General features: G+C 60.6%; 21 protein-coding genes, 1 tRNA gene and 1 pseudogene. 13 read left to right on the forward strand and 10 right to left on the reverse strand.

Going from position 1 to position 24397, the window contains the following annotated elements; genetic code table 11:
- The first annotated feature begins 24 nt into the window (after nucleotides 1-24).
- Genes M0D67_RS02975 through M0D67_RS02990 form a run of 4 tightly spaced genes read left to right on the forward strand, consistent with a single transcriptional unit; the run spans nucleotide 25 to nucleotide 6370 of the window.
- Entirely contained in the window at nucleotides 25-2418 is a 2394-nt protein-coding gene (locus M0D67_RS02975) for a hypothetical protein (protein WP_266237249.1), read from the forward strand.
- Nucleotides 2419-2458: 40 nt separating this feature from the next.
- On the forward strand, nucleotides 2459-4456 hold the full coding sequence (locus tag M0D67_RS02980) for a hypothetical protein (RefSeq protein ID WP_266237251.1): 1998 nt from the start codon (nucleotides 2459-2461) through the stop codon (nucleotides 4454-4456).
- Between the two features lies 1 nt (nucleotide 4457).
- The gene (locus tag M0D67_RS02985; RefSeq protein WP_266237254.1) at nucleotides 4458-4976 is read left to right on the forward strand and encodes a hypothetical protein; all 519 of its coding nucleotides are present in this window, start codon (nucleotides 4458-4460) and stop codon (nucleotides 4974-4976) included.
- Entirely contained in the window at nucleotides 4973-6370 is a 1398-nt protein-coding gene (locus tag M0D67_RS02990; protein ID WP_266237256.1) for a site-specific integrase, read from the forward strand. The genes M0D67_RS02985 and M0D67_RS02990 overlap by 4 nt, the downstream gene beginning before the upstream one ends.
- Nucleotides 6371-6402: 32 nt before the next feature.
- On the opposite strand, the gene M0D67_RS02995 is transcribed toward M0D67_RS02990, so the two are convergent.
- The 6 genes and pseudogenes from M0D67_RS02995 to M0D67_RS03020 form a co-directional block, all read right to left on the reverse strand.
- Nucleotides 6403-7329: an HNH endonuclease gene (locus tag M0D67_RS02995; RefSeq protein WP_266237258.1), complete on the reverse strand. Its 927-nt coding sequence runs from the start codon at nucleotides 7327-7329 to the stop codon at nucleotides 6403-6405.
- Nucleotides 7330-7608: 279 nt separating this feature from the next.
- Nucleotides 7609-8520, reverse strand: a pseudogene (locus M0D67_RS03000) (type II secretion system F family protein); the annotation flags it as partial.
- Nucleotides 8517-9824, reverse strand: a complete 1308-nt coding sequence (locus tag M0D67_RS03005) for a GspE/PulE family protein (RefSeq protein ID WP_154558142.1) — start codon at nucleotides 9822-9824, stop codon at nucleotides 8517-8519. The gene M0D67_RS03005 and the pseudogene M0D67_RS03000, both read right to left, overlap by 4 nt.
- A 132-nt stretch (nucleotides 9825-9956) precedes the next feature.
- Nucleotides 9957-11261 carry an HlyC/CorC family transporter gene (locus M0D67_RS03010; RefSeq protein WP_171926738.1) on the reverse strand — a complete coding sequence of 435 codons (1305 nt, stop codon included), beginning with the start codon at nucleotides 11259-11261 and terminating at the stop codon, nucleotides 9957-9959.
- Nucleotides 11262-11464: 203 nt separating this feature from the next.
- A tRNA-Pro gene (locus M0D67_RS03015) sits at nucleotides 11465-11541 on the reverse strand.
- Between the two features lie 36 nt (nucleotides 11542-11577).
- Nucleotides 11578-12570 (reverse strand): polyprenyl synthetase family protein, encoded by a 993-nt coding sequence (locus M0D67_RS03020; protein ID WP_154558141.1) that lies wholly within the window; start codon nucleotides 12568-12570, stop codon nucleotides 11578-11580.
- Nucleotides 12571-12809: 239 nt separating this feature from the next.
- Here M0D67_RS03020 and rplU point away from each other — a divergent pair, with 239 nt between their 5' ends.
- The 4 genes from rplU to proB all read left to right on the forward strand — a co-directional run bounded on the left by rplU (nucleotide 12810) and on the right by proB (nucleotide 15956).
- Nucleotides 12810-13121 (forward strand): 50S ribosomal protein L21, encoded by a 312-nt coding sequence (gene rplU / locus M0D67_RS03025; RefSeq protein WP_007180329.1) that lies wholly within the window; start codon nucleotides 12810-12812, stop codon nucleotides 13119-13121.
- Between the two features lie 25 nt (nucleotides 13122-13146).
- The gene (gene rpmA / locus M0D67_RS03030; protein ID WP_007180330.1) at nucleotides 13147-13410 is read left to right on the forward strand and encodes a 50S ribosomal protein L27; all 264 of its coding nucleotides are present in this window, start codon (nucleotides 13147-13149) and stop codon (nucleotides 13408-13410) included.
- Between the two features lie 229 nt (nucleotides 13411-13639).
- Nucleotides 13640-14764 (forward strand): Obg family GTPase CgtA, encoded by a 1125-nt coding sequence (cgtA, locus tag M0D67_RS03035; protein WP_154558140.1) that lies wholly within the window; start codon nucleotides 13640-13642, stop codon nucleotides 14762-14764.
- A 73-nt stretch (nucleotides 14765-14837) separates the two neighbouring features.
- Complete coding sequence (gene proB / locus M0D67_RS03040) at nucleotides 14838-15956, forward strand: glutamate 5-kinase (protein WP_093645233.1); 1119 nt, start codon at nucleotides 14838-14840, stop codon at nucleotides 15954-15956.
- A gap of 114 nt (nucleotides 15957-16070) precedes the next feature.
- Here the strand turns inward: proB and M0D67_RS03045 are convergent, their stop codons facing one another.
- Both M0D67_RS03045 and M0D67_RS03050 read right to left on the reverse strand, forming a co-directional pair.
- The gene (locus M0D67_RS03045; protein WP_154558139.1) at nucleotides 16071-16628 is read right to left on the reverse strand and encodes a CNP1-like family protein; all 558 of its coding nucleotides are present in this window, start codon (nucleotides 16626-16628) and stop codon (nucleotides 16071-16073) included.
- A gap of 76 nt (nucleotides 16629-16704) precedes the next feature.
- A complete protein-coding gene (locus M0D67_RS03050; RefSeq protein WP_154558138.1) occupies nucleotides 16705-17448 on the reverse strand; it encodes an RNA pyrophosphohydrolase in 744 nt (247 codons plus the stop codon).
- Nucleotides 17449-17820: 372 nt separating this feature from the next.
- Between M0D67_RS03050 and M0D67_RS03055 the strand changes: the two genes are divergently transcribed.
- The gene (locus M0D67_RS03055; RefSeq protein WP_154558136.1) at nucleotides 17821-19557 is read left to right on the forward strand and encodes a proline--tRNA ligase; all 1737 of its coding nucleotides are present in this window, start codon (nucleotides 17821-17823) and stop codon (nucleotides 19555-19557) included.
- A 12-nt stretch (nucleotides 19558-19569) separates the two neighbouring features.
- A complete protein-coding gene (locus M0D67_RS03060) occupies nucleotides 19570-20169 on the forward strand; it encodes a MarC family protein (RefSeq protein WP_054040747.1) in 600 nt (199 codons plus the stop codon).
- A gap of 138 nt (nucleotides 20170-20307) precedes the next feature.
- On the opposite strand, the gene M0D67_RS03065 is transcribed toward M0D67_RS03060, so the two are convergent.
- Both M0D67_RS03065 and ffh read right to left on the reverse strand, forming a co-directional pair.
- Nucleotides 20308-20859: a hypoxanthine-guanine phosphoribosyltransferase gene (locus M0D67_RS03065; protein ID WP_012434394.1), complete on the reverse strand. Its 552-nt coding sequence runs from the start codon at nucleotides 20857-20859 to the stop codon at nucleotides 20308-20310.
- A gap of 143 nt (nucleotides 20860-21002) precedes the next feature.
- Nucleotides 21003-22370 carry a signal recognition particle protein gene (gene ffh, locus M0D67_RS03070; RefSeq protein WP_154558135.1) on the reverse strand — a complete coding sequence of 456 codons (1368 nt, stop codon included), beginning with the start codon at nucleotides 22368-22370 and terminating at the stop codon, nucleotides 21003-21005.
- Between the two features lie 81 nt (nucleotides 22371-22451).
- On the opposite strand from ffh, the gene ccsA reads away from it, so the two are divergent.
- From ccsA to ampD, 3 genes are read left to right on the forward strand one after another with little or no spacing between them, the layout of a single operon-like run.
- The gene (gene ccsA, locus M0D67_RS03075) at nucleotides 22452-23378 is read left to right on the forward strand and encodes an inner membrane protein YpjD (protein WP_154558134.1); all 927 of its coding nucleotides are present in this window, start codon (nucleotides 22452-22454) and stop codon (nucleotides 23376-23378) included.
- Between the two features lie 10 nt (nucleotides 23379-23388).
- Nucleotides 23389-23730 (forward strand): PP0621 family protein, encoded by a 342-nt coding sequence (locus tag M0D67_RS03080; RefSeq protein ID WP_154558133.1) that lies wholly within the window; start codon nucleotides 23389-23391, stop codon nucleotides 23728-23730.
- Nucleotides 23727-24323 carry a 1,6-anhydro-N-acetylmuramyl-L-alanine amidase AmpD gene (gene ampD, locus M0D67_RS03085; protein ID WP_154558132.1) on the forward strand — a complete coding sequence of 199 codons (597 nt, stop codon included), beginning with the start codon at nucleotides 23727-23729 and terminating at the stop codon, nucleotides 24321-24323. Before M0D67_RS03080 ends, ampD begins: the two co-directional genes overlap by 4 nt.
- Nucleotides 24324-24397: the final 74 nt, after the last annotated feature.

Here is a 24397-nt window from a genome sequence, read left to right on the forward strand (position 1 = left end):
ATGATTTAAAAGGGAAAGCGGCTGATGGAGGTAGCGGAGAAGGGAACTGAAAAAGGGCTGACAATTGTCAGTCGTCGATTACTGCGTTTGACAGCTGAGGATTGGCGGGAGCCAGAGGAACACTTTCAGCGCATTCGAGGCGGAGCACTAGCGGCACTGCTGGCTGCTTCTGAAGCTAAAGCCAAAGGGCTTGCCAGCGCACTTGAGCGACACCAGAGGGTGCTGCTCTTACTGGATTGCATGCTGCGGGTCATTGGCGAACCGGCCCTCGCCTCGCCAATTGCGTTCGCCACCGTGCGGTTCCAATCGCTTCAGACATTGTTCTATGGGGCGCTCGGCTCGAAACGCTTTATCAATGTCTCAACGACCACACGCATTGCGTGGGCGCACACGTTTCGTACCTTGGTTGAGGAACTTGGCGCTAAGACACCCGTTATGGCTTCGGGCCATCTTCAGACGTCCACAGCGGCGATTCCGGAGGTGCTCATCGAGGCGTTCGAGCAGACTGAACTCAATCTCGAAGAGGTCAAACAGCTGCAGCCGTTTCTGCTAACCGCCAAATCGGGTATCGAGTACAACGTACTGCTCGGAGAGATGCTTCCGGTCTTGGGTGAGGCCTTCACCACATCGTTTCACGAGGGCCTGTGTGCGATTGCCCGGGCGAAGGCGAAGGACGCGGCTCTGCGAGACTTCGGTACTACGTTTGCGGGGTTTGTTCAGCACCATGCCTCGCTGGGGCAGCGTCTTACCGCCGACCTGCTCCTTGACCCAGCATTCGTGCAAATCTGGCTGGTTGACTTCATGGAATTCCACTTCAGGAAGATGGTGCGTCGTCTATCCCCGGTGCAGGAGGGCACGCTGGCGTCTCTACAAAAGCTGTGGAGTCGCTATCGCCTCTACTGGACATCCTTGGCCAACAAGGGAATCCTCGCAGCGCCATCGACAGCCTTCCCCGCAGGTAACCCGAAGCTTCTAGCGGGAACAGGCGTAGCGCATCGAAGGTTGGTCCGCGCTCCCGACGGTACTACGACAAGCGTCACGCGAAAGCTCATTGTGCCGGTACCGCTGCACGTAACTGACGAGGAGGCCACGCAGCTTCTGTTCAGGCGGCTCAAAACGGACTTCGATACTGTGCAATCCTGGTTGCGCGAACACCTAGAGAGGTTTTTCGCAGACTACAACCAAGGCGTTACGCTTTCGAGTGCGGTAGATTCGCTGCCACCGATTCTTGAGCTGCAACGATTGGTTCGCGAAGACCGTAAGGAAACCGCGGGCATCGCGCTCGCGGTCAAGTATTTCAGGTGCCGCCACGACGGCTACATCGACACTTCCAAATTCGTTACGCCGATTTATCCGAATCTTGCAGCGCGCGGTGGGCCATCCAAGGAGAGGGTATCCCGCTATCTCGGCCTGCCATCTCGACGGGAGGCCATGGCACTAATGGCGTTCTTGGCATCACAGGATGGCCGCTTCTCCGAATCGTCATTGTCGGCGGCAACTCTGTTAGACATCAACGGTAAGCGAATCAACGCAGTTGAAACCGATGCGGGATTAACGCTTACTGTACGGAAGGAGCGCAATGCCACCGACGGGTGGCACGACGTGATTCTGAAAGGGGAAGCGGCCGACTACGTCCGCCGCTGGATTCATCTCACAACGCCGTTGCGAACCTACATGCGTCAGCACGGAATCAAAGGCTGGAGAAACCTTTTCATATACGTCGGCAAGCCGTTGGGCGCGCCAGGGCATTTCAATCGCGGCAGCAATCTCAACAGCGCGTTCCTCCAGTTCGCGTTCGCCAACGAGCGACGTCTCGGGTCCCTCGCCGGCCAGGTCACCATCCCCCGCATCAGGTCAACGCGTGGCGTTCTTGTGTTCTTGGAGACCATGGATTTGACAAGAATGGCGCGAGAACTGGGCAATGACAGCGAGACATCCTTGAGACACTATTTGCCAGACTCGCTGTGGGACTACTTTGCAACCCGATGGCTCAGGATTTTCCAAAACCTTCTGATTGTAGAAGCGACGAAGGGTACGCCGTACATGCAGCGTGCTCTTCACTTCAAGGACCCAGCCGAGATGGACGACTTCTTGCGAAACCATGCCCTGACCCCGCTCATTCCAGTGGACGAAGGCGAATCAAAGCCGATTGCTTGCGAACGAAGCGTGAGCGAGGTCATGGTCGCCGCTAGTCCCGGTCTATTCGCTACGTTGTTATCAATCACGGCCGCCGCAGGCAAGGCCGTAGAGCGTGGACTTCAGCTAGCGCCCCAGGCACTGTATTGGACCGAGTTCACACAGCGATTGAAGGCATATATCGAGAGCGACGCCTTCCATGATAGAGGTATCAAGCGCATGATGGCGGCCGCCTCGGGGAATCTGGACCCGTCCAATTTCGAAGAGGTAGTCTGTGCATAGGCCGTTGCCGGAGGAGTTACGCTTCATCAATCTGTTTCGATTGGACCAGAACACCCTGGAGCATGCTTCATGGCGCACCAGCGAGTTCAAATCCGATGTATGGGAGTGTGTGTTCGGAACGACGCGAACAAGTATCGACTTCCGGAAGACCCTCGATGATGGCCGCCTGTTGACAGACAGCAAGCATCAACCTCTCCTGGACGACATCAAGCGATTCCTGTGTCTGCAGACGCACCCAGCCCTCACTGGCAGCGTTGTTCTTGCGCCGCTGACCGCGCGTAGCCGCATAGCCGTCGCTCTTCACGTGCTTGACTACTTCGTGCTTCGCAGTGGCCAATTCGGGCTAGCGGCCAATGGCTTCCGCCTCGTCACCGCCAACGACGTGATGGTCCTCATCGACGCGCTCACTTCGCATCGGACACTCAAACACGCGATTTACGAGCCCAAACATCGCATTCTCCAGCACCTCGCAGGTGTGTGTGTGTCCGAGCGCGACTTCGCCGTGGTGCGCGCTGCGAATCCAGGCCTTTTCGAGTTGGCTGATGGCGAGGAGTCGGACCTTCCCCCTGACCAGACGCTCATCGCCAGGGCTTGGCTGAAGCTCAATGACTGTTACCTTCCCGGAAAGACCGGCGGGGCAACGGAGTACCGGTATCGTGTGGCGCGCAAAAGGCTGTTGGCCAAGGTGATAGGCGAATATGTATTGACGGACCTCAAGTTCGACGGGTTGACGCTTCCCGGCCTAGACGTGGCACCATCGCGCTGGTTCGCGCAAGAGTTGCCTGCCGTTCCTGTCAGCGACCTCGACGACGACGAGCGCGCGGCCGTCGACTATGTGGGCCAATACCTTGCCGTTTTGAGAAACATGCACGTCGCTCGACAGCATGGAATTTGCCTCATTTCGGAACAGTCACTCGCTGCCCTTGATGGAGCGGAAATTCTGCTCAAAGAACGCACCAAGGAACGGCAGCGTTTCACCACCCTTCCATTTTCTCTCGCGAACGATTTGCTCTCGAAGTCAATCGGCTTCTTCCTCGAGTATGGTGAGCCGCTTGTCGACTTCTACCTCACGCTGGCACGCAAGGGAGATGACATACGTGAGATGACTTGTCCGGTGCCACCCAAGCTTGCAGCTTTAGGCATCGTGACTTGGCGCTCGGACGCGGGCACTCCTGGCGAGTTCTTCCGACATCTCCGCCGAGGCGAATGTCTGTTCAACATGTTGGAGGTGCTGATTGGTGCCGTCGCCATCATGGTCAATACTTTGATGGCTCGGCGCGCATCCGAGCTGGAGGAGATGAAGGCCGACAGCATTGTAGAAGAGCACGGTGCGTACTTCTTGGCCTTCTATCTGAGGAAAGCAAATGTCGGTGAACACAGACAACGTGTTCTTCGGCCGTTACCCGGCATAGCAGCCGAAGCGTTGCTCCTCTTGGCAAAGTTGTCGCGAACACTTCAGACGTTGGGTTATCCGACCCAAGGCAGATTGTTCGAAGTGCCGTACAGCGCCTGGAACGGAGCACAACCATTTTTCGGAACCTGCCAACCTGACCTGCGTCGATGCTTCAACCGGTTTTGCGATTTCCACCAAGCTGGCCAGGACGAACAAGGGAGACGTTACTACGTCCGTGCACATCAGCTTCGGCGCAACTTTGCCATGCTGTTTTTCTGGAAGGGGTCCTTTGGCGGAATCGAAGTGCTGCGTTACTTTCTTGGACATTCCAAGCCGTCCATGACATACAGATACGTCACCGAAGCGGTATCCGGCAAAGTGCTGCGCCGCGTGAAGGCGACCGTTGCCAAGGACCTCATCAAGGTCGACCATCCTGCCACACAGGATTTGGCGCAACTGGTTTGCGACCGATACGGCATTTCTCTCAACGAGCTTTACATCCTGCCCGAGCGCGATGTCGTCGACTATGTGGAGGACTTGATTGTGTCGGGTGAAGCGGCGGTCGAACCTGAATTTTTCGACGGACCCAATGGGGAGGAATACCGTGTGTTGTATCGCGTGATAAAGCGACGTGAGGAGGCTTGACGTGGCACCAAACGCACAACTGAATGTCCGTCCCAAAATGGCGTCGGTCAAGAAACAGTTCGAACTGCTCCAACAGGTCGTGAAAACGCCGGAGTCAGTAGGTGGGTCGGTTCGTGACGCGCTCTTATCAGCCTTGGCATCGCAAGGAGCGCTCGCTGCATTCGAGCTGCCAGAAATTGGGATTATCGGAATGTCTCTGAACACCCACAAGGCGATTGCTGATGCGGAGTTGCAGGGCGGATACCAGGCGCTCAACACCTATCGTAAGGCGGCACTCGAAAGGCTCAGAGAGCTTGGTCGGGGTGCTGACCAGCCAGGACGTGGCACAATTGATTGGTACAAGAGCGAGCTTGCCGACAAGGCCGCGAAGCTGAATCGAGTGGCAAATGACATTGCCCTGATGAGCCTGCAACTCGATGAGGTCCTCGCTTTGGCTCAGCACATGGCGCAAGAAGCTGGCAAGGATGCGGAGTTCTACAAACGCCGGGCCGAGTTGCTCCGGAAGTTCAAACTAGCATGAGTGCTTCCGCTAAGCTCTACTGCATCACGACCGACGACTGCTCGCTACCGCTGCACGTTACTCCCAGCGGCGTGTCCCATTACCCGGCGCATGATATACCTCAGGTACTGTGGCCCGACGGGACGGTCTGCTGGTTGGTCAACCTGTACCTCCTGAGTGGTTATCGCAAGGGGCGTTCGAGGAAGAACAAAGGCGGAACCCTGCTGACCTGGGCCAAAAACCTGAGTCACTTAGTGAGGTGGTGCTATCAAAACAAGGTCGACTTCATAGACCTAACGGATAGCCACTTCAGAATGTTTGTGAACGCTCTGTTGGTGGAGAAGGACGAGGAGCTGGTCGCCGAACGGAAGCGCGGCGACCAGCAGGTCTCGAACATTTGCTCCACGGTTCTCAACTTTCTCGCGTTCGTCGATAGCCGGATGCCAGGCCTGAACCTCATCGGACCTGACGGGCGTGTTCGGGCGGAAAAGAAATCCATCCAGGTGAAGGGTAGTCGTGGCGGACAGACTGTCACCCGAACGGTGTGGGTTCACGAGCACGTACCTCGGCACGGGCGCACTCGTCGGCGTCAGCCTATTTCGACCTCGGCCGTCAACCGGTTGTACGAGGCGAACGCGACAGTAGCGGCATCGGCTTTTGTTGCGCGGAGGCGCTACATCATGCTCCGGCTTCTAGAAATCACGGGCGGGCGCCGAATTGAGGTTTCATTGGTGAGGGTGTTAGACCTTGAGGAGGCGGAGCGAACTGGCGAGCTGAAGGTATATACAGCCAAACAGCGCCGTGACGATGTCTTCCGCTACGTTCCAGTAACGCAAGCCGACTTGCGGGATATTCTTTCGTTCGTCAAGCATTACCGCCACAGGGTCATGCGCAGTACGATTGGAACGGCAAAAGACCACGGATTCCTGTTCATTGCAGAGACGAACGGGCAACCCCTCGAGATTGACACGCTCGGAGCCGAGCTCTATGTCCTCCGAAAAGCAGCTGGCATCGACGACGAAGAAGCGTGCATGCATGCCTTTCGCCATCGCTATATCACGAACATTTTTAGGGACCTCATCAGGACCCACCATTTCGAAAGCCCGAGCGACCTACGACGTGCACTGCTTTCAACTGAAACGCTCAAAGCGAAGGTGATGGAGTGGACCGGCCACAGCAGTCTTGAGGCGCTCGACCATTACATCCACATGGCTTTCGAAGCCGAGTCGAACTTTCAGGAAACTCTAGACCTTCTCCAAGCTAAGAGAGTCGTACAATCTCTCCAACTGCTGCTCAGGGACTACAGCGCGCAGTTTCGCGCGCCGAAACCTACATCCGCCGCGTTCATTTCACTGGCTGAGGTTGTTGAAGCAGCGGCCTCCGAACTCGGCGAGCTACTGAAAGCACCTGAGTAGGCACGTTAGAGGACCGACGGTATGTGGACGACCTATCTCGGAATTCGGGCGTCGTACGACATGACAGCCGACAGAACCTCGTCGACCACGCGTTCGCTGTCGGAGAGATTCAAGGCGGCGCAAATCGAGTCGCGGTTTTGGCCCAGTCCGACAGGAAACACCGGCATTTGCATTGGTGCCGCGTCCAAGGGCGGGTCCAGCTGTGGGCTCGGAAGCATCACTTGGTAGGTCTCGTTCGCAATCGACAGGATAAGAAACGCGTACGGCAAGGCGATATTGGGCTCGTTTCTACGCAACACTGCGGCCGTAATCATCTGGCCGTTCATTGGTCCAGGCCTCAAAGTTCGAAGCACGGGCATCCGAACCATTCGTTCATTCGAGTGCTGTGGGTCACGAATCCACCTGATTGTTTCCTCGAAGTTCGACACTTCCGCTTCCGGCAGCAGCGTTAGACCAATCTTGACGAGCGCTTTGCGAACGGCCAGCGGAACGAACGGCCCCCTCTTCAGATTGAACCGAATGAGCTTCTGCGCTTCGTCGACTTCAAACACAGAATCAATGCGATTGTGACTGACCTTCAGTTCGGTTCCGTCATCACACTCGATGCGCCAACCGTCGCGCCCATTTTTCAGCGTGGGGACGCCGTTTTTACCGTATATGCGCAAGAGTGTGCGCATCGGTAGTGACCAGTTTCCCAAGTCGTTTTCAATTGTGCTGCCGAAGTGCTTGTTGCACTCATCGCACTCGTAACGGGACAGCATCCCCTTGTTGCCCAGTGCTTCGGGGATGGCGTGAGCCTTCAACCTGAAAGTAACCTCGGGTGCCGGTCTCTGGCAGAATCGACATATCTGCGGGCCGCCACTCCCGAGAACCACCCGGACACCAGGCGTGATGTTCCACATGTTCAGAACAGCGTAATGCTGAAGATAGAACGCTTTTGCGTACTCGATTGGGTCCATGTGTACGTGATTGCTCAGAGGTCGTCTTTGAATTATCGTGCCGCGAGGAGCTGTGGGCAACTCGCCTGCCCACCGGCTGCCTCCGGCACCCCGTGGACAGCCCCTGCGGGGTCCGCGAGTTCTCCACAGCTCTTCCGCCTACGCTGATGGACAACCCTTCGGGTTGCCCACAGCGCACGGCGGCCATCAATGTCGATATAGAAATCAAAGTCAACAAACCCGCCTGCACCGCGAGGGAAACTGACAACTTTTGCTGGAAGTGTTGTTATTCTGGGAAACGGTGGCGTGAGTCAGTGAATCGAACGCATCCGCGAGCGGTGTGCCGGCCGACAGCAAGGTACCGAGTGCGCGGCTCCAGCGCGCCGCGCACAACGTGCGCAGCAACGAACCGGCGACCGGCATTGTCAGCGATAAGCGGGCGAACCGAATGCGCGCAGCTTCGGAACGTCGCAGCAGAAACGTCATAGCCGAGCCCGCGGCGAAAACCGTGACGACCAGAGGAATGCTCCAGCGCGCGGCACCCGCTGACAAGGCCAGCACGAACTGCGTGGGCGCGGGTAGTTTCGCGCCGAAGCCGTCGAAGATTTGCTTGAAAGTCGGCACGACCCAAACCAGCAACGCGGCGGTTATTGCGATCGCAAGCAACAGGATTGCGACCGGATAGGTGAGCGCCGCGCGCACCTTGGCACGCTGCGCGGCGGCGCGTTCGCGGTCGTCCGCGATCCGGGCGAGGACGGCGGGCAGCGCGCCGGCTGCTTCGCCGACTTCGACAAGTTGACAGTACAGCGCGTTGAACTGAGCAGGGTGCCGTTGCAATGCTGCGGAGAAGCGCAGGCCACCGGTGATGTCGCGTGCCAGCGCGCCGACGATCCGCTGCATACCTTGGCCGCGCGAACCATCCGCTTGCGCCAGCAGTTCCAGCGAAGGCGCGAGTGGCAAGCCTGCGCGCAGCAGACTGGCGAGCTGCCGGGTGAACACCGTGACGTCGGTGGTGCGGGTTTGAGGGCGTGGCGCGTGCCCGCGTGCCGCGAGTTCGACGATAAACAGCTTTTCGCGTTTGAGTATGGCTCGTGCGGTGCTGACGTCCGGCGCAATGAGCGCACCGGTTTTCTGTACGCCGTCGGCATCGACGCCGCGCCATCTGAAGCGCATCTCGGGCGCTGGGGGTGGGTGAGTCGTCGCTGCGTTCATGTGACCTCGGTGGCGGCCAGCGCTTCGGTCAGGCTCGTCGTGCCGTCGCGTACACGCGCCAGGGCTGCGTCGCGCAAGGTGGCGACCTGTTCACTTTGCGCGAGCCGGGCCAGCTCATGGGTGCCTGCGCGTGCCACGATCAACTCGCGCATCGCATCGGAGCCCGGCATCACCTGGTGAACTCCGACGCGGCCGCGGTAGCCGATGCCGTGGCAGGCTTCGCATCCGGTGGCGGCGAATGGTTGCCAGCCGTCGAGACGATCGTCGGCGAAGCCCGCTGCTCGCAGCGCCGCTGCCGATTGCGGCGCCGGTGCGCGGCATGCAACGCAGAGTCGCCGCACCAGCCGCTGTGCCGTCACCATCCTTAGCGCGGCGGCCAGGTTGTAAGGCTCGACGCCGATGTCGATCAGGCGCGCGACAGCAGCAGGTGCGTCGTTCGTATGCAAGGTGGACAGCACCAGGTGACCGGTTTGCGCTGCCTTCACGGCAACATCGGCGGTCTCGTCGTCACGGATTTCGCCGACCATGATCACATCGGGATCCTGACGGAGGAACGCACGCAGCGCAACCGCGAATGTCAGGCCAGCCTTTTCGCGCACGCTCACCTGATTGATACCCGCCAGTTGAATCTCCGCCGGATCCTCTACCGAGCACAGATTGCGTGCCTCGTCGTTGAGCATGTGCAGGAAGCAATACAGCGACAGTGTCTTGCCGCTGCCGGTGGGCCCAGTGACCAGCACGAGGCCGTGCGGCGCGCGAATGGCGGCATCGACCGCTTCACGTTGCTGTGGATCGAGGCCGAGCGAGTCGAGCGAAAGATTGGTGGGCAACGCGTCGAGCCTGCGCAACACCAGCTTTTCGCCGAACAACGTAGGCAGCGAGTTGACACGATAGTCTTCGACGCGACCGGGCGACGTGGCAATACGCAGCCGTCCGTCCTGCGGTACGCGCCGCTCGGCGATATCCATGCGCGCCAGCACCTTCACGCGCGTGATGAACGCATCGCGCAGATGCGCAGGGGGCTGAGGGATTTCATGCAGTACGCCGTCGATACGCAAACGCACGCGCCAGCCGTGCTCCGCCGGCTCGATGTGCAGGTCCGACGCATTGCGGCGGGTTGCCTCCTGCAAGGTGTCGGTCAATAGGCGTACGGCAGGCGCGTTGTCGGAATCGGGGAGACTCGAGTTGAGGTTGGAGCTGGCACTGGTGTCGGCCGCAAAGGCGTTATGTCTGGGTTTCGCTGGACTTTCGCTATCGACGGCGACAGGCCGCAACGACGCCGCGCGTTGAAAAGAATCTTGCATGAGAGACCGGTGATGAGCCGCCTGTAGAACACGACGACTCCATCATCCGGTAACGCCGCAGGCACCACCATTCAGCCAATCGGCTAATGGCGCGTTTCGAGCCGATGTGCGACGCTGCGCAGCGTGTAGGCCTTAACCGCGCGCCGCCTTGACGGCTTTCGCGCCCGTGCGAGTGGGCGGTTTGAACAGCTTGACGGTGCGGATCGCCTGGTCGTCGCTGCGCATCACTTCGAGTTTCACCTCGCGGATCTGCACGCAAACGTCGCCGTCCGGAATCTCTTCGAGAATCTCGAGGATCAGGCCGTTGAGCGTTTTCGGTCCGTCGGTCGGCAGCGTGAGATGCAGCCAGCGGTTCAGTTCGCGCAGCGGCATGCTGCCCGCCACGATACATTCGCCGTTCTCGTTCCATCCGCCGCGCGAATTGGCGCTACGCGGAATCGACGTAGTGAATTCGCCGATCAGCTCTTCGATGATGTCTTCCGGCGTAACCAGCCCTTGCAACTCGCCGTATTCGTTCACGACCAGCGCCGTGCGGTGACGGCTTTCCTGGAAGTACTGTAGTTGCTGGAATACCGGGGTGCCGCTCGGCACGAAATACGGCTCGGCCAGCAGTTCGCGCAGCGTCTCGCGCTCCAGTTCCTGGTTGTGCAGCGCAGCCAGTGTCTTGCGCACGTGGAGCACGCCGAGCACCCGGTCGATGTCGCCTTGATAGACGATCAGCTTGTTGTGATAACAGGTTTCCAACTGATGCAGGATCTGCTCGAACGGTGCGTCAAAGTCGAGCGCTTCGATGCGGCGGCGCGGGATCATCACGTCGTCGACGGAAATGTTTTCGAGGTCGAACAGGTTCAACAGAATGCTGCGGTGCTTGGTCGGCATGAAGCTGCCCGATTCGAGCACGATGGTGCGCAGCTCTTCGGTGGAGAGCCGCTGATCTTGCGCGCCTTTGGTATTGATATGCAGCACGCGCAGGATCGTGTTCGCGAACAGATTGACGAACCAGACGAGTGGCTTGCCGACGCGCATCATCGGCGCGATCAGCAGGCTGGCCGGCAGGGCGATCTTCTCGGGGAACGTCGCGCCGACGATCTTCGGCGTGATTTCCGCGAACACGATGATCAGGAACGCAACGATGCCGGTCGCGATCGACAGCACCACATTGTTATGGCCGAAGGTATGCAGCGCGATCGAGGTGGTGAGCACCGGGATGATCGTGTTGAACAGATTGTTGCCGATCAGGACCACGCTCAGCAGTTGGTCGGTGTGCGCGAGCAGGCCCTGAGTGGTCTTTGCGCCGAGCGCATTCTGGTTGGCAAGGTGTTTCAGGCGATGGCGGTTGATCGCCATCATCGCCGTTTCGGAAATCGAAAAGAAGCTGGAGCAGATAAGCAGCAGAAAGACGGCGCCGATCTGCGCCCATAAGGGAAGTTGTTCCACGCGTAGTGAAGGATAGGGGACGGGATGGAGAGAATATAGCAGAGGGGGCTGGGCGAGCCGCCTCCGCGGATGGTCTATGAAGACTGGGACAAATCGTATGTTGTGGCAAGGCGTCGGCGGGGCACAAAAAATCACGACCCAAAACAAAAAAACCGCCAAGCAAGCTGGGCGGTTTTTCGAGCCTTGAACTAACAAGGCAAATCTGGTCGGGGTGAGAGGATTCGAACCTCCGGCCTCTACGTCCCGAACGTAGCGCTCTACCAGGCTAAGCTACACCCCGATTTGGTACTGGACTCCTACGGTGTTTCAGTCTCTTTCAAGACTGTCTTGCCGTCGAGTAAGAACATAATTCTAGCAGGCTATCTTTGAAAATGGAATCCGGAAATGAAGAAATTGCTGCAGCTGCGGCCGTCGCTTCCTGCTTCGCGCACTCGAGCGTGTGATCCAGCGCGCCGGAACGCGTGATCGCCTCGAAAATGGTGTCGAAACGGTCCGTGCCGCCTTGCTCGATGGCTTCCCGCGCGAGCGCCGACTGCTCGGGCGTGCCGCGTTCGATCAGATAAATCAGCGGGAGCGTGGGTTTGCCTTCGCGCAGATCGTCGCCGGCGTTCTTGCCCATCGATTCAGCCGTGCCCGTGTAGTCGAGCCAGTCGTCCATGATCTGAAACGCGGTGCCGATGCGGCGGCCGAATTCCGCGGCGGCGGCTTCCGTCTTCGCGTCCGACCCTGCCAGCACCGCACCGAGTTGGGCGGCCGCCTCGAACAATTTGGCGGTTTTGTAGCGGATCACCTGCATGTAACGTGCTTCGTCCACGTCGGCGTCGTGCATGTTCAGCAACTGCAGCACTTCGCCCTCGGAGATGATGTTGGTCGCCTCTGACAGGATTTCCATCACGCGCATCTTGCCCACGCCGACCATCATCTGGAACGAGCGGGAGTAGAGAAAATCGCCGACCAGCACGCTCGCAGCGTTGCCGAACAGCGCATTGGCCGTCTGGCGGCCGCGCCGCAGGTCGGATTCGTCGACCACGTCGTCGTGCAGCAGCGTGGCCGTGTGGATGAATTCCACCACCGCGGCGAGTTCGTGCCGGTGCCCGGTGGTTTCGCCGAGCGCGCCCGCCACCAGCAGCAGTAGCGCGGGCCGCAGCCGTTTGCCCCCGGCGCTGATGATGTACTCGGAGATCTGATTGATCAGCATCACGTCGGACGCCAGACGGTGCCGTATGACGCGATTGACCTGCTGCATGTCTTCGGCGATCGGAGCGAGCAGGCTGGCGGCGTTGGAGGAGGGGGTGGCAGTCGACGACATGATGGCTGAATTGGGTAGTGCCGCGAATTATAAGGCGAATCGCGACAGTTCCGGGTCGCAGGCTGCGGCACGGCGCGACGGAGGCAACGGCCAGGCCGTGTGCCGGGGCTGGACGGCAAGTCGCCGGGCGGTGCGCGCGGCGACTCTCAATGAGTTTTGACCGAGCAGCTAACTCTATGTATAATCACGGGTTTCCGCGCGCGGTGCGTGGGAAAAATGAACACAGAGTGAGGTTCTCAATGTACGCGGTCATAAAAACCGGTGGCAAGCAGTATAAAGTTGCCGTCGGCGAAAAACTTAAAGTAGAACAGATACCGGCAGACATTGACGCTGAAATCACGCTCGACCAGGTTCTCGCAGTGGGCGAAGGCGAATCGATTAAGTTCGGTACGCCGCTGGTCAGTGGGGCTTCCGTCAAGGCTACCGTCGTGTCGCAAGGTCGTCACGCAAAAGTGACCATCTTCAAGATGCGTCGCCGGAAGCACTACCAGAAGCATGGCGGCCACCGCCAGAACTATACCGAACTGCGCATCGACGCGATCAACGCGTAAGCGCAACGGTTAAGGAGCAAATCAAATGGCACACAAAAAGGCAGGCGGATCATCCCGCAACGGCCGCGACTCTGAATCGAAGCGTCTCGGCGTCAAGGTTTACGGCGGTCAGGCCATCAACGCTGGCGGCATCATCGTTCGCCAACGTGGCACGCGCATGCACCCGGGCGAAAACGTCGGTATCGGCAAGGATCACACCTTGTTCGCGCTGACGGACGGCCACGTCAATTTTTCGACGAAGGGCGCAGCGAAGAAGCACATGGTCAACGTCGTCCCGGCAGCAGTCTGAGTTTAATCAGGCACGGGCTTCAGGACCGGAAAAAGGCCCCGCGAAGTTCGCGGGGCTTTTTTTATTGCAGCGCTTTTTGTCCGAAGAATTGGCGGATTGCACGGCCAAATCGGCGCGGTTAGCCGATCGGCCGATTGCCCACCGCACGGCGGGCGCGGCAAAATAGCAGCATCTGAAAGCATCAACCCAGCAGCACCATCTAGCAGCACACCACGGGACGGAGTTACGCATGAAGTTCATTGACGAAGCGAGGATTGAAGTCATCGCCGGCGACGGAGGGGATGGCAGCGCGTCGATGCGCCGCGAGAAATTCGTTCCGTTCGGCGGCCCGGATGGCGGCGACGGCGGCCGGGGCGGCAGCGTGATCGCGGTTGCAGACCGCAACATCAACACGCTGATCGACTACCGCTACGCGAAAAAACATTTGGCGCGCAACGGCGAAAACGGCCGCGGCGCGGACTGCTACGGCAAGGGCGGCGACGACATCACGCTGCGCATGCCGGTCGGCACGACTATCACCGATATGGAAACCGGCGAGCTGATCGCCGATTTGACCGAGCACAACCAGAGCGTGCAAATCGCGCAGGGCGGTGCGGGCGGTCTCGGTAACCTGCATTTCAAATCCAGTACGAACCGCGCGCCGCGTCAGAAAACCGACGGCAAGCCCGGCGAGCGCCGTATGGTGCGCCTCGAATTGAAGGTGCTGGCCGACGTCGGTCTGCTCGGAATGCCGAACGCCGGCAAGTCGACCTTCATCTCGTCGGTGTCGAACGCGCGGCCGAAGATCGCGGACTATCCGTTCACGACGCTCGCGCCGAATCTCGGCGTGGTACGTGTTGGGCCGAGCCGCAGCTTCGTAATTGCCGACATTCCTGGCCTGATCGAAGGCGCGGCGGAAGGCGCCGGCCTGGGTCACCAGTTCCTGCGTCACCTGCAGCGCACCGGCTTGCTGTTGCATATCGTCGACCTCGCGCCGTTCGACGAAGCCGTCGATCCCGTCGCGGAAGCCAAGGCGATCGTCAACGAGCTGCGCAAGTACGACGAGCTGCTCTATGAGAAGCCCCGCTGGCTGGTGCTCAACAAGCTCGACATGGTGCCCGAAGACGAGCGCGAAGCGCGCGTGTCGGCCTTCCTTGAAGGCTACGGTTGGGAGGGCCCGGTGTTCGAAATCTCTGCGCTGACCGGTCAGGGTTGCGAAAGTCTTTGCTACGCGGTGTATGACCACATCGCCGCGCATTCGGACGCGCAGCGCGCGGCGGAAGCCGAAGATCTCGCTGCTGACGTGCGTTTCCGCGCAAAGCCGGAAGCACCGGCCGCTGCGTCGGACGACTCGAGCGTCGACCCGCAGCAGTAATAACAAGCCTGAGCGCCGGCGCCTGCACGGGCTGCCGGCATGCATCACGCGTCATCTTGGGAGACCGCGCACAATGCGTTCCGTCATCGCAGATTCACGGCGATTGGTAGTGAAAGTCGGCTCGAGCCTCGTTACGAATGACGGGCGCGGCCTCGATCATGCTGCAATCGGCCGCTGGGCCGCGCAGATTGCAGCACTGCGCGCGCAGGGCAAGGAAGTGGTGCTGGTCAGTTCGGGTGCTATTGCCGAAGGGATGCAGCGGCTCGGCTGGACCAAGCGGCCACGCGAAATCGACGAATTGCAGGCGGCCGCGGCTGTCGGTCAAATGGGTCTCGCGCAAGTCTACGAAAGCCGCTTCGCCGAGCATTCGATCCAGACTGCGCAGATTCTGCTGACCCACGCCGATCTGGCCGACCGCGAACGCTATCTGAACGCGCGTTCCACGTTGCTGACCCTGCTGCGTCTGGGCGTCGTGCCGATCATCAACGAGAACGACACGGTCGTTACCGACGAAATCAAGTTCGGCGACAACGACACGCTAGGCGCCTTGGTCGCCAATCTGATCGAAGGCGATGCGCTCATTATCCTCACCGATCAGCAGGGGCTTTTCACCGCAGACCCGCGCAAGGATCCGAACGCGACGCTCGTTCAGCAGGCGGATGCCGGTGCGCCGGAGCTCGAAGCAATGGCGGGCGGCGCGGGTTCGAGCTTGGGCCGAGGCGGCATGCTGACCAAGATTCTCGCGGCCAAACGCGCGGCGCACAGCGGCGCCAATACGGTAATCGCGAGCGGGCGTGAAGCAGACGTGTTGTCACGGCTTGCCTCGGGTGAGGCGATCGGCACACAGTTGATCGCGCGCACTGCACGCATGGCGGCGCGCAAGCAATGGATGGCCGATCATCTGCAGGTGCGCGGCCACGTGGTGATCGACGACGGCGCAGTCGAAAAGCTGACCGAAGGCGGCAAGAGTTTGCTGCCGATCGGCATCGTCGGTGTGCAGGGCGCGTTTGCGCGCGGCGAAGTGATCGCTTGCCTGAGCGCGGCAGGGCGTGAAGTAGCGCGCGGCCTGACGAACTACAGCAGCGCGGAAACCAAGCTGATCCAGCGGCGTCCGAGCGGCGACATTGAATCGGTGCTCGGCTATATGCTGGAGCCTGAGGTGATTCACCGCGACAACCTTGTGCTGGTCTGACTCCCGAGCACGGTTCGCACGACAGAAAAAAAGCCGTTCCGGCGTGAGCTGGAACGGCTTTTTCACATTCGCGGCGGCTTCCACATTCGAAGAAGGACGCTCGCGAAAACGGCCTTAGTGAATCAACGAGGTCTGCGTGCGCTTGTAGCGGATGTTCTCGACAATTTGCTTGGCGTTGCCCGTGGGCATCTTGTTCGCACACAGGTAATCCTGATACAGCGCAGCCTGATAGGCGTTCAGCGCGCCATTCTCAATGCGCCTGAAGTCGTTGGCGACGGTTTGATCCCAGCCGTCGTGATCGGCGTTCAGCCCCGCGTACTGGCGCCATTCATACGTATCGCAGCGAATCCCTTCGTAGTTCACGTTGCGCGCGCCGCTCGGGCTCGTTACGACGACGGTGTAGCGCACCACGCCGTCGGTCCCGACGGTAAGCGAATTTCTATCGATCGCGAAATGCAGCGGCGTATTGCCCGAAACCTCGAAGGGCAGAAGATTCGAGTCTTGCGGCAGCGGCGGCAAGGCGTCCACCTTGTTTTCAACCCAGGTGCTCGGCCGGTCCAACAGGTAGGCAAACTCGCTGTCGTCTTTATTGGTAGGTTTGCCGGCGCTCGAACATCCAGCCAGCAGGGCGCCGGTGGCGACGCACGCCACGACGAGAGCAAGTGCTTTCAATATGGTTTCCTCGAAACACTGGTGCGGCTCATTGAGCCGCACCAGCAGAAGCGGCGTGGACAGCCGCACAGAATTGTTAATTGCGCACGCCAGGGCGGAACAGCGAGCCGGCGGTTTCGCGCTCCGATTCGTCTTCGTGTTCCGACGCGGAGCCAACTTCGGCAACCGACCCGGAGCCCGGACCGCAATCAGACGCGAACGTCGTGTGAATCGACGTTTCGATGCTGACTGTGGTCACCGAGGTGGTGACCGTCATCATCGTCGAATCCGGCGGACTTTCCATCGACGACGCTATCCGGGGATAACGCGGCCCATGGTGCCCGCCAGGTTTTTCCGCACGCGGCGCAGCCCGGCGCATGAAACGGGATAGCTCCGTCAGCGCCAACTGATACACATCCCGCTTGAACTCGATCACACAGTCGAGCGGCACCCAGTACTCGTTCCAGCGCCACGCATCGAACTCAGGGTGGTCGGTGGCGCGCAAGCAAATGTCGCAATCGCGTCCAACCATCCGGAGCAAGAACCAGATTTGTTTCTGGCCGCGGTAATGACCGCGTACTTCGCGCTTGATGAACTTGTCAGGCACCTCGTAACGCAACCAGTCGCGCGTGCGACCGATCACCTTGACGTGCTCAGGAAGCAGCCCGGTTTCTTCGTGTAACTCCCGATACATCGCTTGCACGGGGGTCTCTCCGTACTTGATGCCCCCTTGGGGAAACTGCCAGGAATGTTCACGGAGCCGTTTGCCCCAAAACACCTCGTTGTGCGCGTTCAAGAGGATGATGCCGACGTTCGGGCGAAAGCCTTCACGATCCAGCATACAACCACCTTCGAATCCTTTAAAATTGCTTTGATTATAAACAGATAACGGACCCGACGCACCGATTCGCACCAGATTGGAACGATTCGCCGCAAAAGGCCCGCGTTTGCGGTAGCCTGTCAGTCTTTCCGTGCCTTATCCCTTGCTGCAAAGGCTTTGCGCGGCGGCTTCGGCGCCGCGATCGGGCCGGTTTTGCCGGGGTTTTGCCTGGTATACGCGGACCATTTGCCGGGTCTGAGCCGGATTCCTGGACAGACTTTGGCCGGGTATGTGGCAATTCCGTGCCGGCGCGAGGCCGGGTCTGTGTCGGTTTCCCCACCGTTTTCACCTTTCGGGCGGTCCCTCCGGAGCCGCCGCTTTTGGAAAATCTGAATGAAAGCTTCCCGTTTCTTTATCGGCACACTGAAAGAAGCGCCCGCCGACGCCGAGATCGTCAGCCACAAGCTCATGGTACGCGCCGGCATGATCCGCCGCGTTGCCGGTGGCATCTATAACTACCTGCCCATCGGCCTGCGTTCGATCCGCAAGGTGGAAGCCATCGTGCGCGAAGAAATGAACCGGGCAGGCGCGATCGAACTGTTGATGCCTTCGGTGCAGCCGGCTGAACTGTGGCAGGAATCGGGCCGTTGGGAAAAGTACGGCCCCGAACTGCTGCGCTTCAAGGATCGCAAGCAATCCGATTTTGTGCTCGGACCGACCCACGAAGAAGTGGTCACGGATATCGCGCGCGGCCAGATCAAGAGCTACCGCCAGTTGCCCGTGAACTTCTATCAGATCCAGACGAAGTTTCGCGACGAGATCCGTCCGCGTTTCGGCGTGATGCGTGGCCGCGAGTTCATCATGAAAGACGCGTACTCGTTCGACAAGGACGCGGAAGGCCTGCGCGAGTCGTATCGCAAGATGTACGACGCGTACGTGCGTATCTTCACACGCCTCGGCCTGGATTTCCGCGCAGTGGCAGCGGACAACGGTTCGATCGGCGGCAGCGGCTCACACGAATTCCACGTGATCGCCGACACCGGGGAAGACGCGATCGCGTATTGCCCGACCTCGGAGTTCGCTGCGAACGTTGAGGCGGCCGAAGCGTTGCCGCTGTACGCGGAACGCGCAGCGCCGACCGAAGAGATGAAGAAGACCGCGACGCCGGGCAAAGCAAAGTGCGAGGCCGTGGCCGAGCTGCTGAACATCCCGCTCGAGCGCACCATCAAGTCGATCATTCTCGCCACGGAAAACGAAGGCGCCGAACCGACCATCTGGTTGCTGATGCTGCGCGGCGATCACGAGCTGAACGAGATCAAGGCAAGCAAGCTGCCGGGTCTGGCGGACTTCCGCATGGCGACCGAAGCCGAGATCATCGAGACCTTCGGCACGCCGCCGGGTTATCTCGGCCCGATCAACACGAAGAAGCCGATCAAAGTCGTCGCGGATCGCACAGTCGCGAACATGAGCGACTTCGTGGTGGGTACGAACGAAGTGGATTACCACACCACCGGCGTGAACTGGGGCCGCGATCTGCCGGAGCCGGTCATCGCCGATATCCGCAATGTGAAGAAGGGGGATCCGTCGCCGGACGGCAAGGGCGTGATCGACATCTGCCGTGGCATCGAAGTCGGCCACGTGTTCCAGCTCGGCAAGAAATACTCGGAAGCGATGAACGCGACCTGTCTCGACGAGAACGGCAAGCCGCAGCCGATGGAAATGGGCTGCTACGGCATCGGCATCACGCGTATTCTGGGCGCGGCGATCGAACAGAATTTCGACGACAAGGGCATCATCTGGCCGGAGTCGATCGCACCGTTCGAGGTCGTGCTGTGCCCGATGGGTTACGACCGCAGCGAAGCCGTGCGTGAGCAGGCCGACAAGCTGTACGCGGAACTGGTCGAAGCCGGTGTCGACGTGATCCTCGACGATCGCGGCGAACGTCCGGGCGTGATGTTCGCCGACTGGGAGCTGATCGGCGTGCCGCATCGTCTGGTGATCGGCGATCGTGGTCTCAAGGACGGCAAGCTCGAGTATCAAGGCCGCCGCGACGCTGAAGCGACGCTGCTGCCGGTCGAAGACGCCGCCCAAACGGTGATCGGCAAGGTTCGCGCAGCATTGGCGCAATAAGCGGAGCGGACGGTGGAGTACACCTTCGTATCCGCGACCGTCCTGCTGATTCTGATCACCGATCCGCTCGGCAATATTCCGCTCTTTATCAGTTGTCTGCGCAGCGTATCGCCTAAGCGGCGCACGATCGTCATTCTCCGCGAGGTGGCGATCGCCTTCGCGATCCTGCTGGTCTTCATGGTGGTCGGCGACCGCTTCCTGCGCATGATGAGTCTGACCGACCAGTCTTTGCGCATCGGTGGCGGGATTGTGCTGTTTCTGATTGCGCTCAGGATGGTGTTTCCGCATCCTGACGGTCCGTTCGGCGGTGACACGCGCGGCGGCGAGCCGCTCATCGTGCCTCTTGCCATTCCGGCACTGGCTGGCCCGTCGGCGCTGGCGACGGTGATGTTGTTGACGTCGCAGGCGCCCGGCAAGATGTTCGAGTGGATCGGTGCGCTGACCGTCACAATGATCGTCTGCGCGATCGTGCTGATGCTGGCGGAGCGCATTCAGGCGTGGCTCGGCGAGCGCGCGATGATGGCCTTTGAGCGGCTAATGGGATTGGTGCTGGTGGCGATCTCAGTCGAAATGATGCTCGGCGGTATCCGCTCTTTTGTGCATCAACTTTGAGTGAGATCGGGTATGGGGTTCAGCGCGGTAGCGCAGCAGTGCTATCACCTGCCTGATAAACAAAAAGCGGCCAGTGGGCCGCTTTTTTTACGCCGGTGCGCGCCGTAAATGGCGCCGCCAAACCAACCTGGCTTTAAGTTAAGCCCCTTCGGTCAACGCCCGAATAGTCGGCAGGTTGCGCCAGTAGCCTTTCGCATCCATCCCGCAACCGAACACGTAACGGTCCGGCACTTCGAAACCACAGTAATCCGGGCGCAGCGGCTTGGCCTTCGGAATGATCTTCTCGCACAGCACCGCGCTCAGGAAGCGCTTCGCGCCCATCGCGAGGATGCGATCGCGGATCGCGGCCATCGTCTCGCCTTCGTCGAGGATGTCGTCGAGCACCAGCACGACGCGATCCTTCACCGACTCAGCCGGCGCCACGCGCCACTGCATCTCATTGCCACCCTTGGTGGTGTTGCGATAGCGGGTCAGGTGGATGTAGTCGAACTCGAGCGGGAAATCGAGGTGCGGCAGCAACATGCCGGTGAACACCGCCGCGCCGCCCATCACCGACAGCACGAGCGGGAAGTCCTCGCTCATCTCGTTGCGGATGGCGGCAGCCATGCCGCTGATCGACGCGTTGACGTCGTCGGCCGAAACGATTTCTTCGGAGTGGCTAAAAATATGGAGAGCTTCTTCGCGGTTCATGACGTCTGACGGGCGGTAACTGTATACATAGTGTGGGTGAGAACGACGGCGTGCGGTACAGAATAAACCCGCACAAATCCGGAGTCAGCCGCGCGTGCCGTTGTTTACGCACGGAAGCACGCGCGCCGCCGTCTTGCTAAAGCTTAGCGCATGCCGGGCATCATGCCCTTCATGCCGCGCATCATCTTTTGCAGATTGCCGCCCTTCAGCTTTTTCATCATCGTGCGCATCTGGTCGTACTGATTCAGCATGCGGTTGACTTCCTGCACCTGCACGCCCGCGCCGGCGGCAATGCGGCGCTTGCGGGTGGCCTTGATCAGATCGGGCTTGGCGCGCTCCAGCGGTGTCATCGAATTGATGATGCCTTCCATGCGGCGCATCTGCGATTCGGCCATGCCCATATTGGCGCCGGCAGCGGCCTGCTGGAACTGCGCGGGCAGCTTGTCCATCAGCGACGACAGGCCGCCCATGCTCTTCATCTGCGTAAGCTGCGTGCGGAAATCGTTGAGGTCGAAGTCGCCGCCTTTCTTGACCTTGTCGGCGAGCTTCTGCGCGGCCTGAACGTCCACACCGCGTTGTGCTTCTTCGACGAGGGCGAGAATGTCGCCCATGCCGAGAATCCGGTTCGCCATGCGATCCGGGTAGAAAATTTCGAGGCCATCGAGCTTTTCGGCGACGCCGACGAACTTGATCGGCTTGCCCGTCACGTGGCGCACGGAGAGCGCCGCGCCACCGCGTGAATCGCCGTCGAGCTTGGTGAGGACGACGCCGGTGAGCGGCAATGCGTCGCTAAAGGCCTTCGCGGTGTTGACCGCGTCCTGGCCGAGCATCGCGTCGACGACGAACAGCGTTTCCGCCGGTTTCAGCGTGCTGTGCAGCGCGGTGATTTCGGCCATCATCGCTTCGTCGATACCCAGACGGCCGGCCGTGTCGACCAGCAGCACGTCGTGGTAGTGGCGCTTGGCCCAATCCACCGCGGCGATCGCGATATCCACTGGCTTCTGATCCGGTTCCGACGGGAAGAAGTCCGCGCCGACCTGCTCGGTCACCGTCTTCAACTGCGCAATAGCAGCCGGGCGGTAGACGTCGCACGAAACGGTGAGGACCTTCTTCTTGTACTTTTCGCGCAGGAGCTTGGCGAGCTTGCCGACCGTGGTCGTTTTGCCGGCGCCTTGCAGACCCGCCATCAGGATGACGGCCGGCGGCGTGACGGCGAGGTTCAGCTCGACAGCCTTGCCTTCATAGTCGCCGCCGATGATCGCGGTCAGCTCGCGCTGCACCACGCCGACCAGCGCCTGACCCGGGGACAGGCTGCTGATCACCTCCTCGCCGAGCGCTTTTTCCTTCACCTTGGCGATGAACTCGCGCACGACGGGCAGCGCCACGTCCGCTTCGAGGAGCGCGAGGCGCACTTCACGCAGCATTTCCTGGGTGTTCGCCTCGGTGAGCCGGGCTTCGCCGCGCAGCGTCTTGACGACGCGCGCCATCCGTTGAGTCAGATTGTCGAGCATGGGGAGCGATGAACTGTGCGGCCGGAGCGGGGCGCGATGAGGGAGACGTCGCGGAGCAGGGGCCTAGTGTAAACTTCGAATATGGATATTGTACTGTATGCCCTCACTGCGCTCCTCTACGGCGGTCTAGCCGTGGCCGGCTGGCGCTCGCACCGGCACGCCGCCTTGCGCCCCATGCTCGAGAGCGTGCCGCCGGTGCCCGTCTCCGCGGGCATCCCGGCCTCATCGGCCGCTTCGGGCATGAGCACCTCGGGCCGCGCGCTGCTGTTTGTCGCGCTGCTTGCCCACGGCGTGCTGCTGCACACCACCATCTTTCCCCAAAACGCGATGGTGTTCGGTTTCGCGTTCGCGCTGTCGGCGATGTTCTGGCTCGGCGCCGGCATCTACTGGATCGAGAGCTTTTTCTTTCCACTCGACGGCTTGCGCCTGCTGGTGTTGCCGCTTGCCTGCGTCGCTTCTTTATTGCCGCTGGCGTTCAATGGCGTGCGCGTGCTGCCGTATTCAGCCGCGCCGATGTTCAAGCTGCATTTTCTGATCGCCAATATCGCGTACGGCTTGTTCGCGATCGCGGCGCTGCACGCGGTTCTGATGCTGCTGGTCGAGCGGCGTCTGCATGCCATGCGCGGCGGCATGTCGCAACGCAATACGGCTGCGGCGGGCAACGGCTGGCTGTCGAGCTGGCTCGACACCTTGCCGCCGCTGCTGACACTTGAAAAGCTGCTGTTCCGTCTGATCGGCGCCGGCTTCGTGCTGCTCACGCTGACGCTGGTATCGGGCATCCTGTTCAGCGAGCAACTGGTCGACCGCGCCTTGCGGCTCGATCACAAGACCGTCTTCGCGATTCTTTCCTGGGTGATGTTCGGCGCGCTGCTGACTGCGCGCAAGGTTTCCGGCTGGCGCGGCCGTGCGGCATTGCGCTGGGTGCTGGCGTCGTTCGTCGCGCTGTTGCTGGCGTACGTCGGCAGCCGTTTCGTATTCGAGGTGCTGTTGCACCGTGCTGTAGTGTGAGTGTCCTGCTATGCGACAAATTTTTCTGCTGATCCTGTTGTTCATCGTTGGCCAGTGGCTGGTCAAGGCGCTGCGTCGCCATGACGCGCAAGCGTCGCAACGCACCGGCGCCGGTGCGAATGGCGCCGCGGGTGCCGGCGGTGCAAGAGGCCAGAGCGGTCCGAATGGCGGCGCGCGTGGACCCAATGCGCCGCAAGCGCAGCCCCAGCTCGCCGAGCCGATGATCCGTTGCGCCGAGTGCGGCGTGCACGCGCCGAAGAGCGACTCCGTGGTGGTGGCGGGGCAGCCTTTCTGCAGCGCCGCGCACGCGCAGCGTCATGGCGCGCGTCCCTCGGGCCGCGACGCTCGATGAACGTCGCGTTCACCGTCGATGCCGACGGTTGGGTTGCCGCCGCACGCAAGCTGCCATCGCCGAATTTCGAAGCGCGGCCCGAAGGGGCCGTGCCGACGCTGATCGTCGTCCACAACATCAGCCTGCCGCCAGATGAGTTTGGCGGCACGGCGATCGCCGAACTGTTCCAGAACACACTCGACTGCGACGCTCACCCGTACTACGACACGCATCTGCGCGGCGTGCGGGTGTCGGCGCATTTCGTGATTCATCGCGACGGCGCGCTCGAGCAATTCGTGTCCTGCAACGAGCGGGCATGGCACGCCGGGCCGTCGAATTTTTTCGGCCGCGAGCGCTGCAACGATTTCTCGATCGGCATCGAGCTGGAGGGCAGTGATACGACTGCTTTCGAAGCGGCGCAATATCGCACGCTCGGTGCACTTGTGACGGCGCTCAAGGCCCGCTATCCGGTCGAAGGCCTCGCCGGTCACTCGGACATCGCCCCCGGCCGCAAGACCGATCCAGGGCCGCATTTCGAGTGGCAGCGTCTGCAGCGCGACGCCGCGTTAGCGGATCAGTACTTCCCCTATCTCAAGTTTTCCAAAACGCTGTAACGACCCTTCGCGCAACCTCGCGTGATGCGAGGAGAACAAGGCGCTGCCTTGTTCTCCGGGGAGTCGGCTTCGCG

This window comes from Paraburkholderia sp. SECH4 (assembly GCF_030511745.1).
Taxonomy (GTDB): Bacteria; Pseudomonadota; Gammaproteobacteria; order Burkholderiales; family Burkholderiaceae; genus Paraburkholderia; species Paraburkholderia madseniana.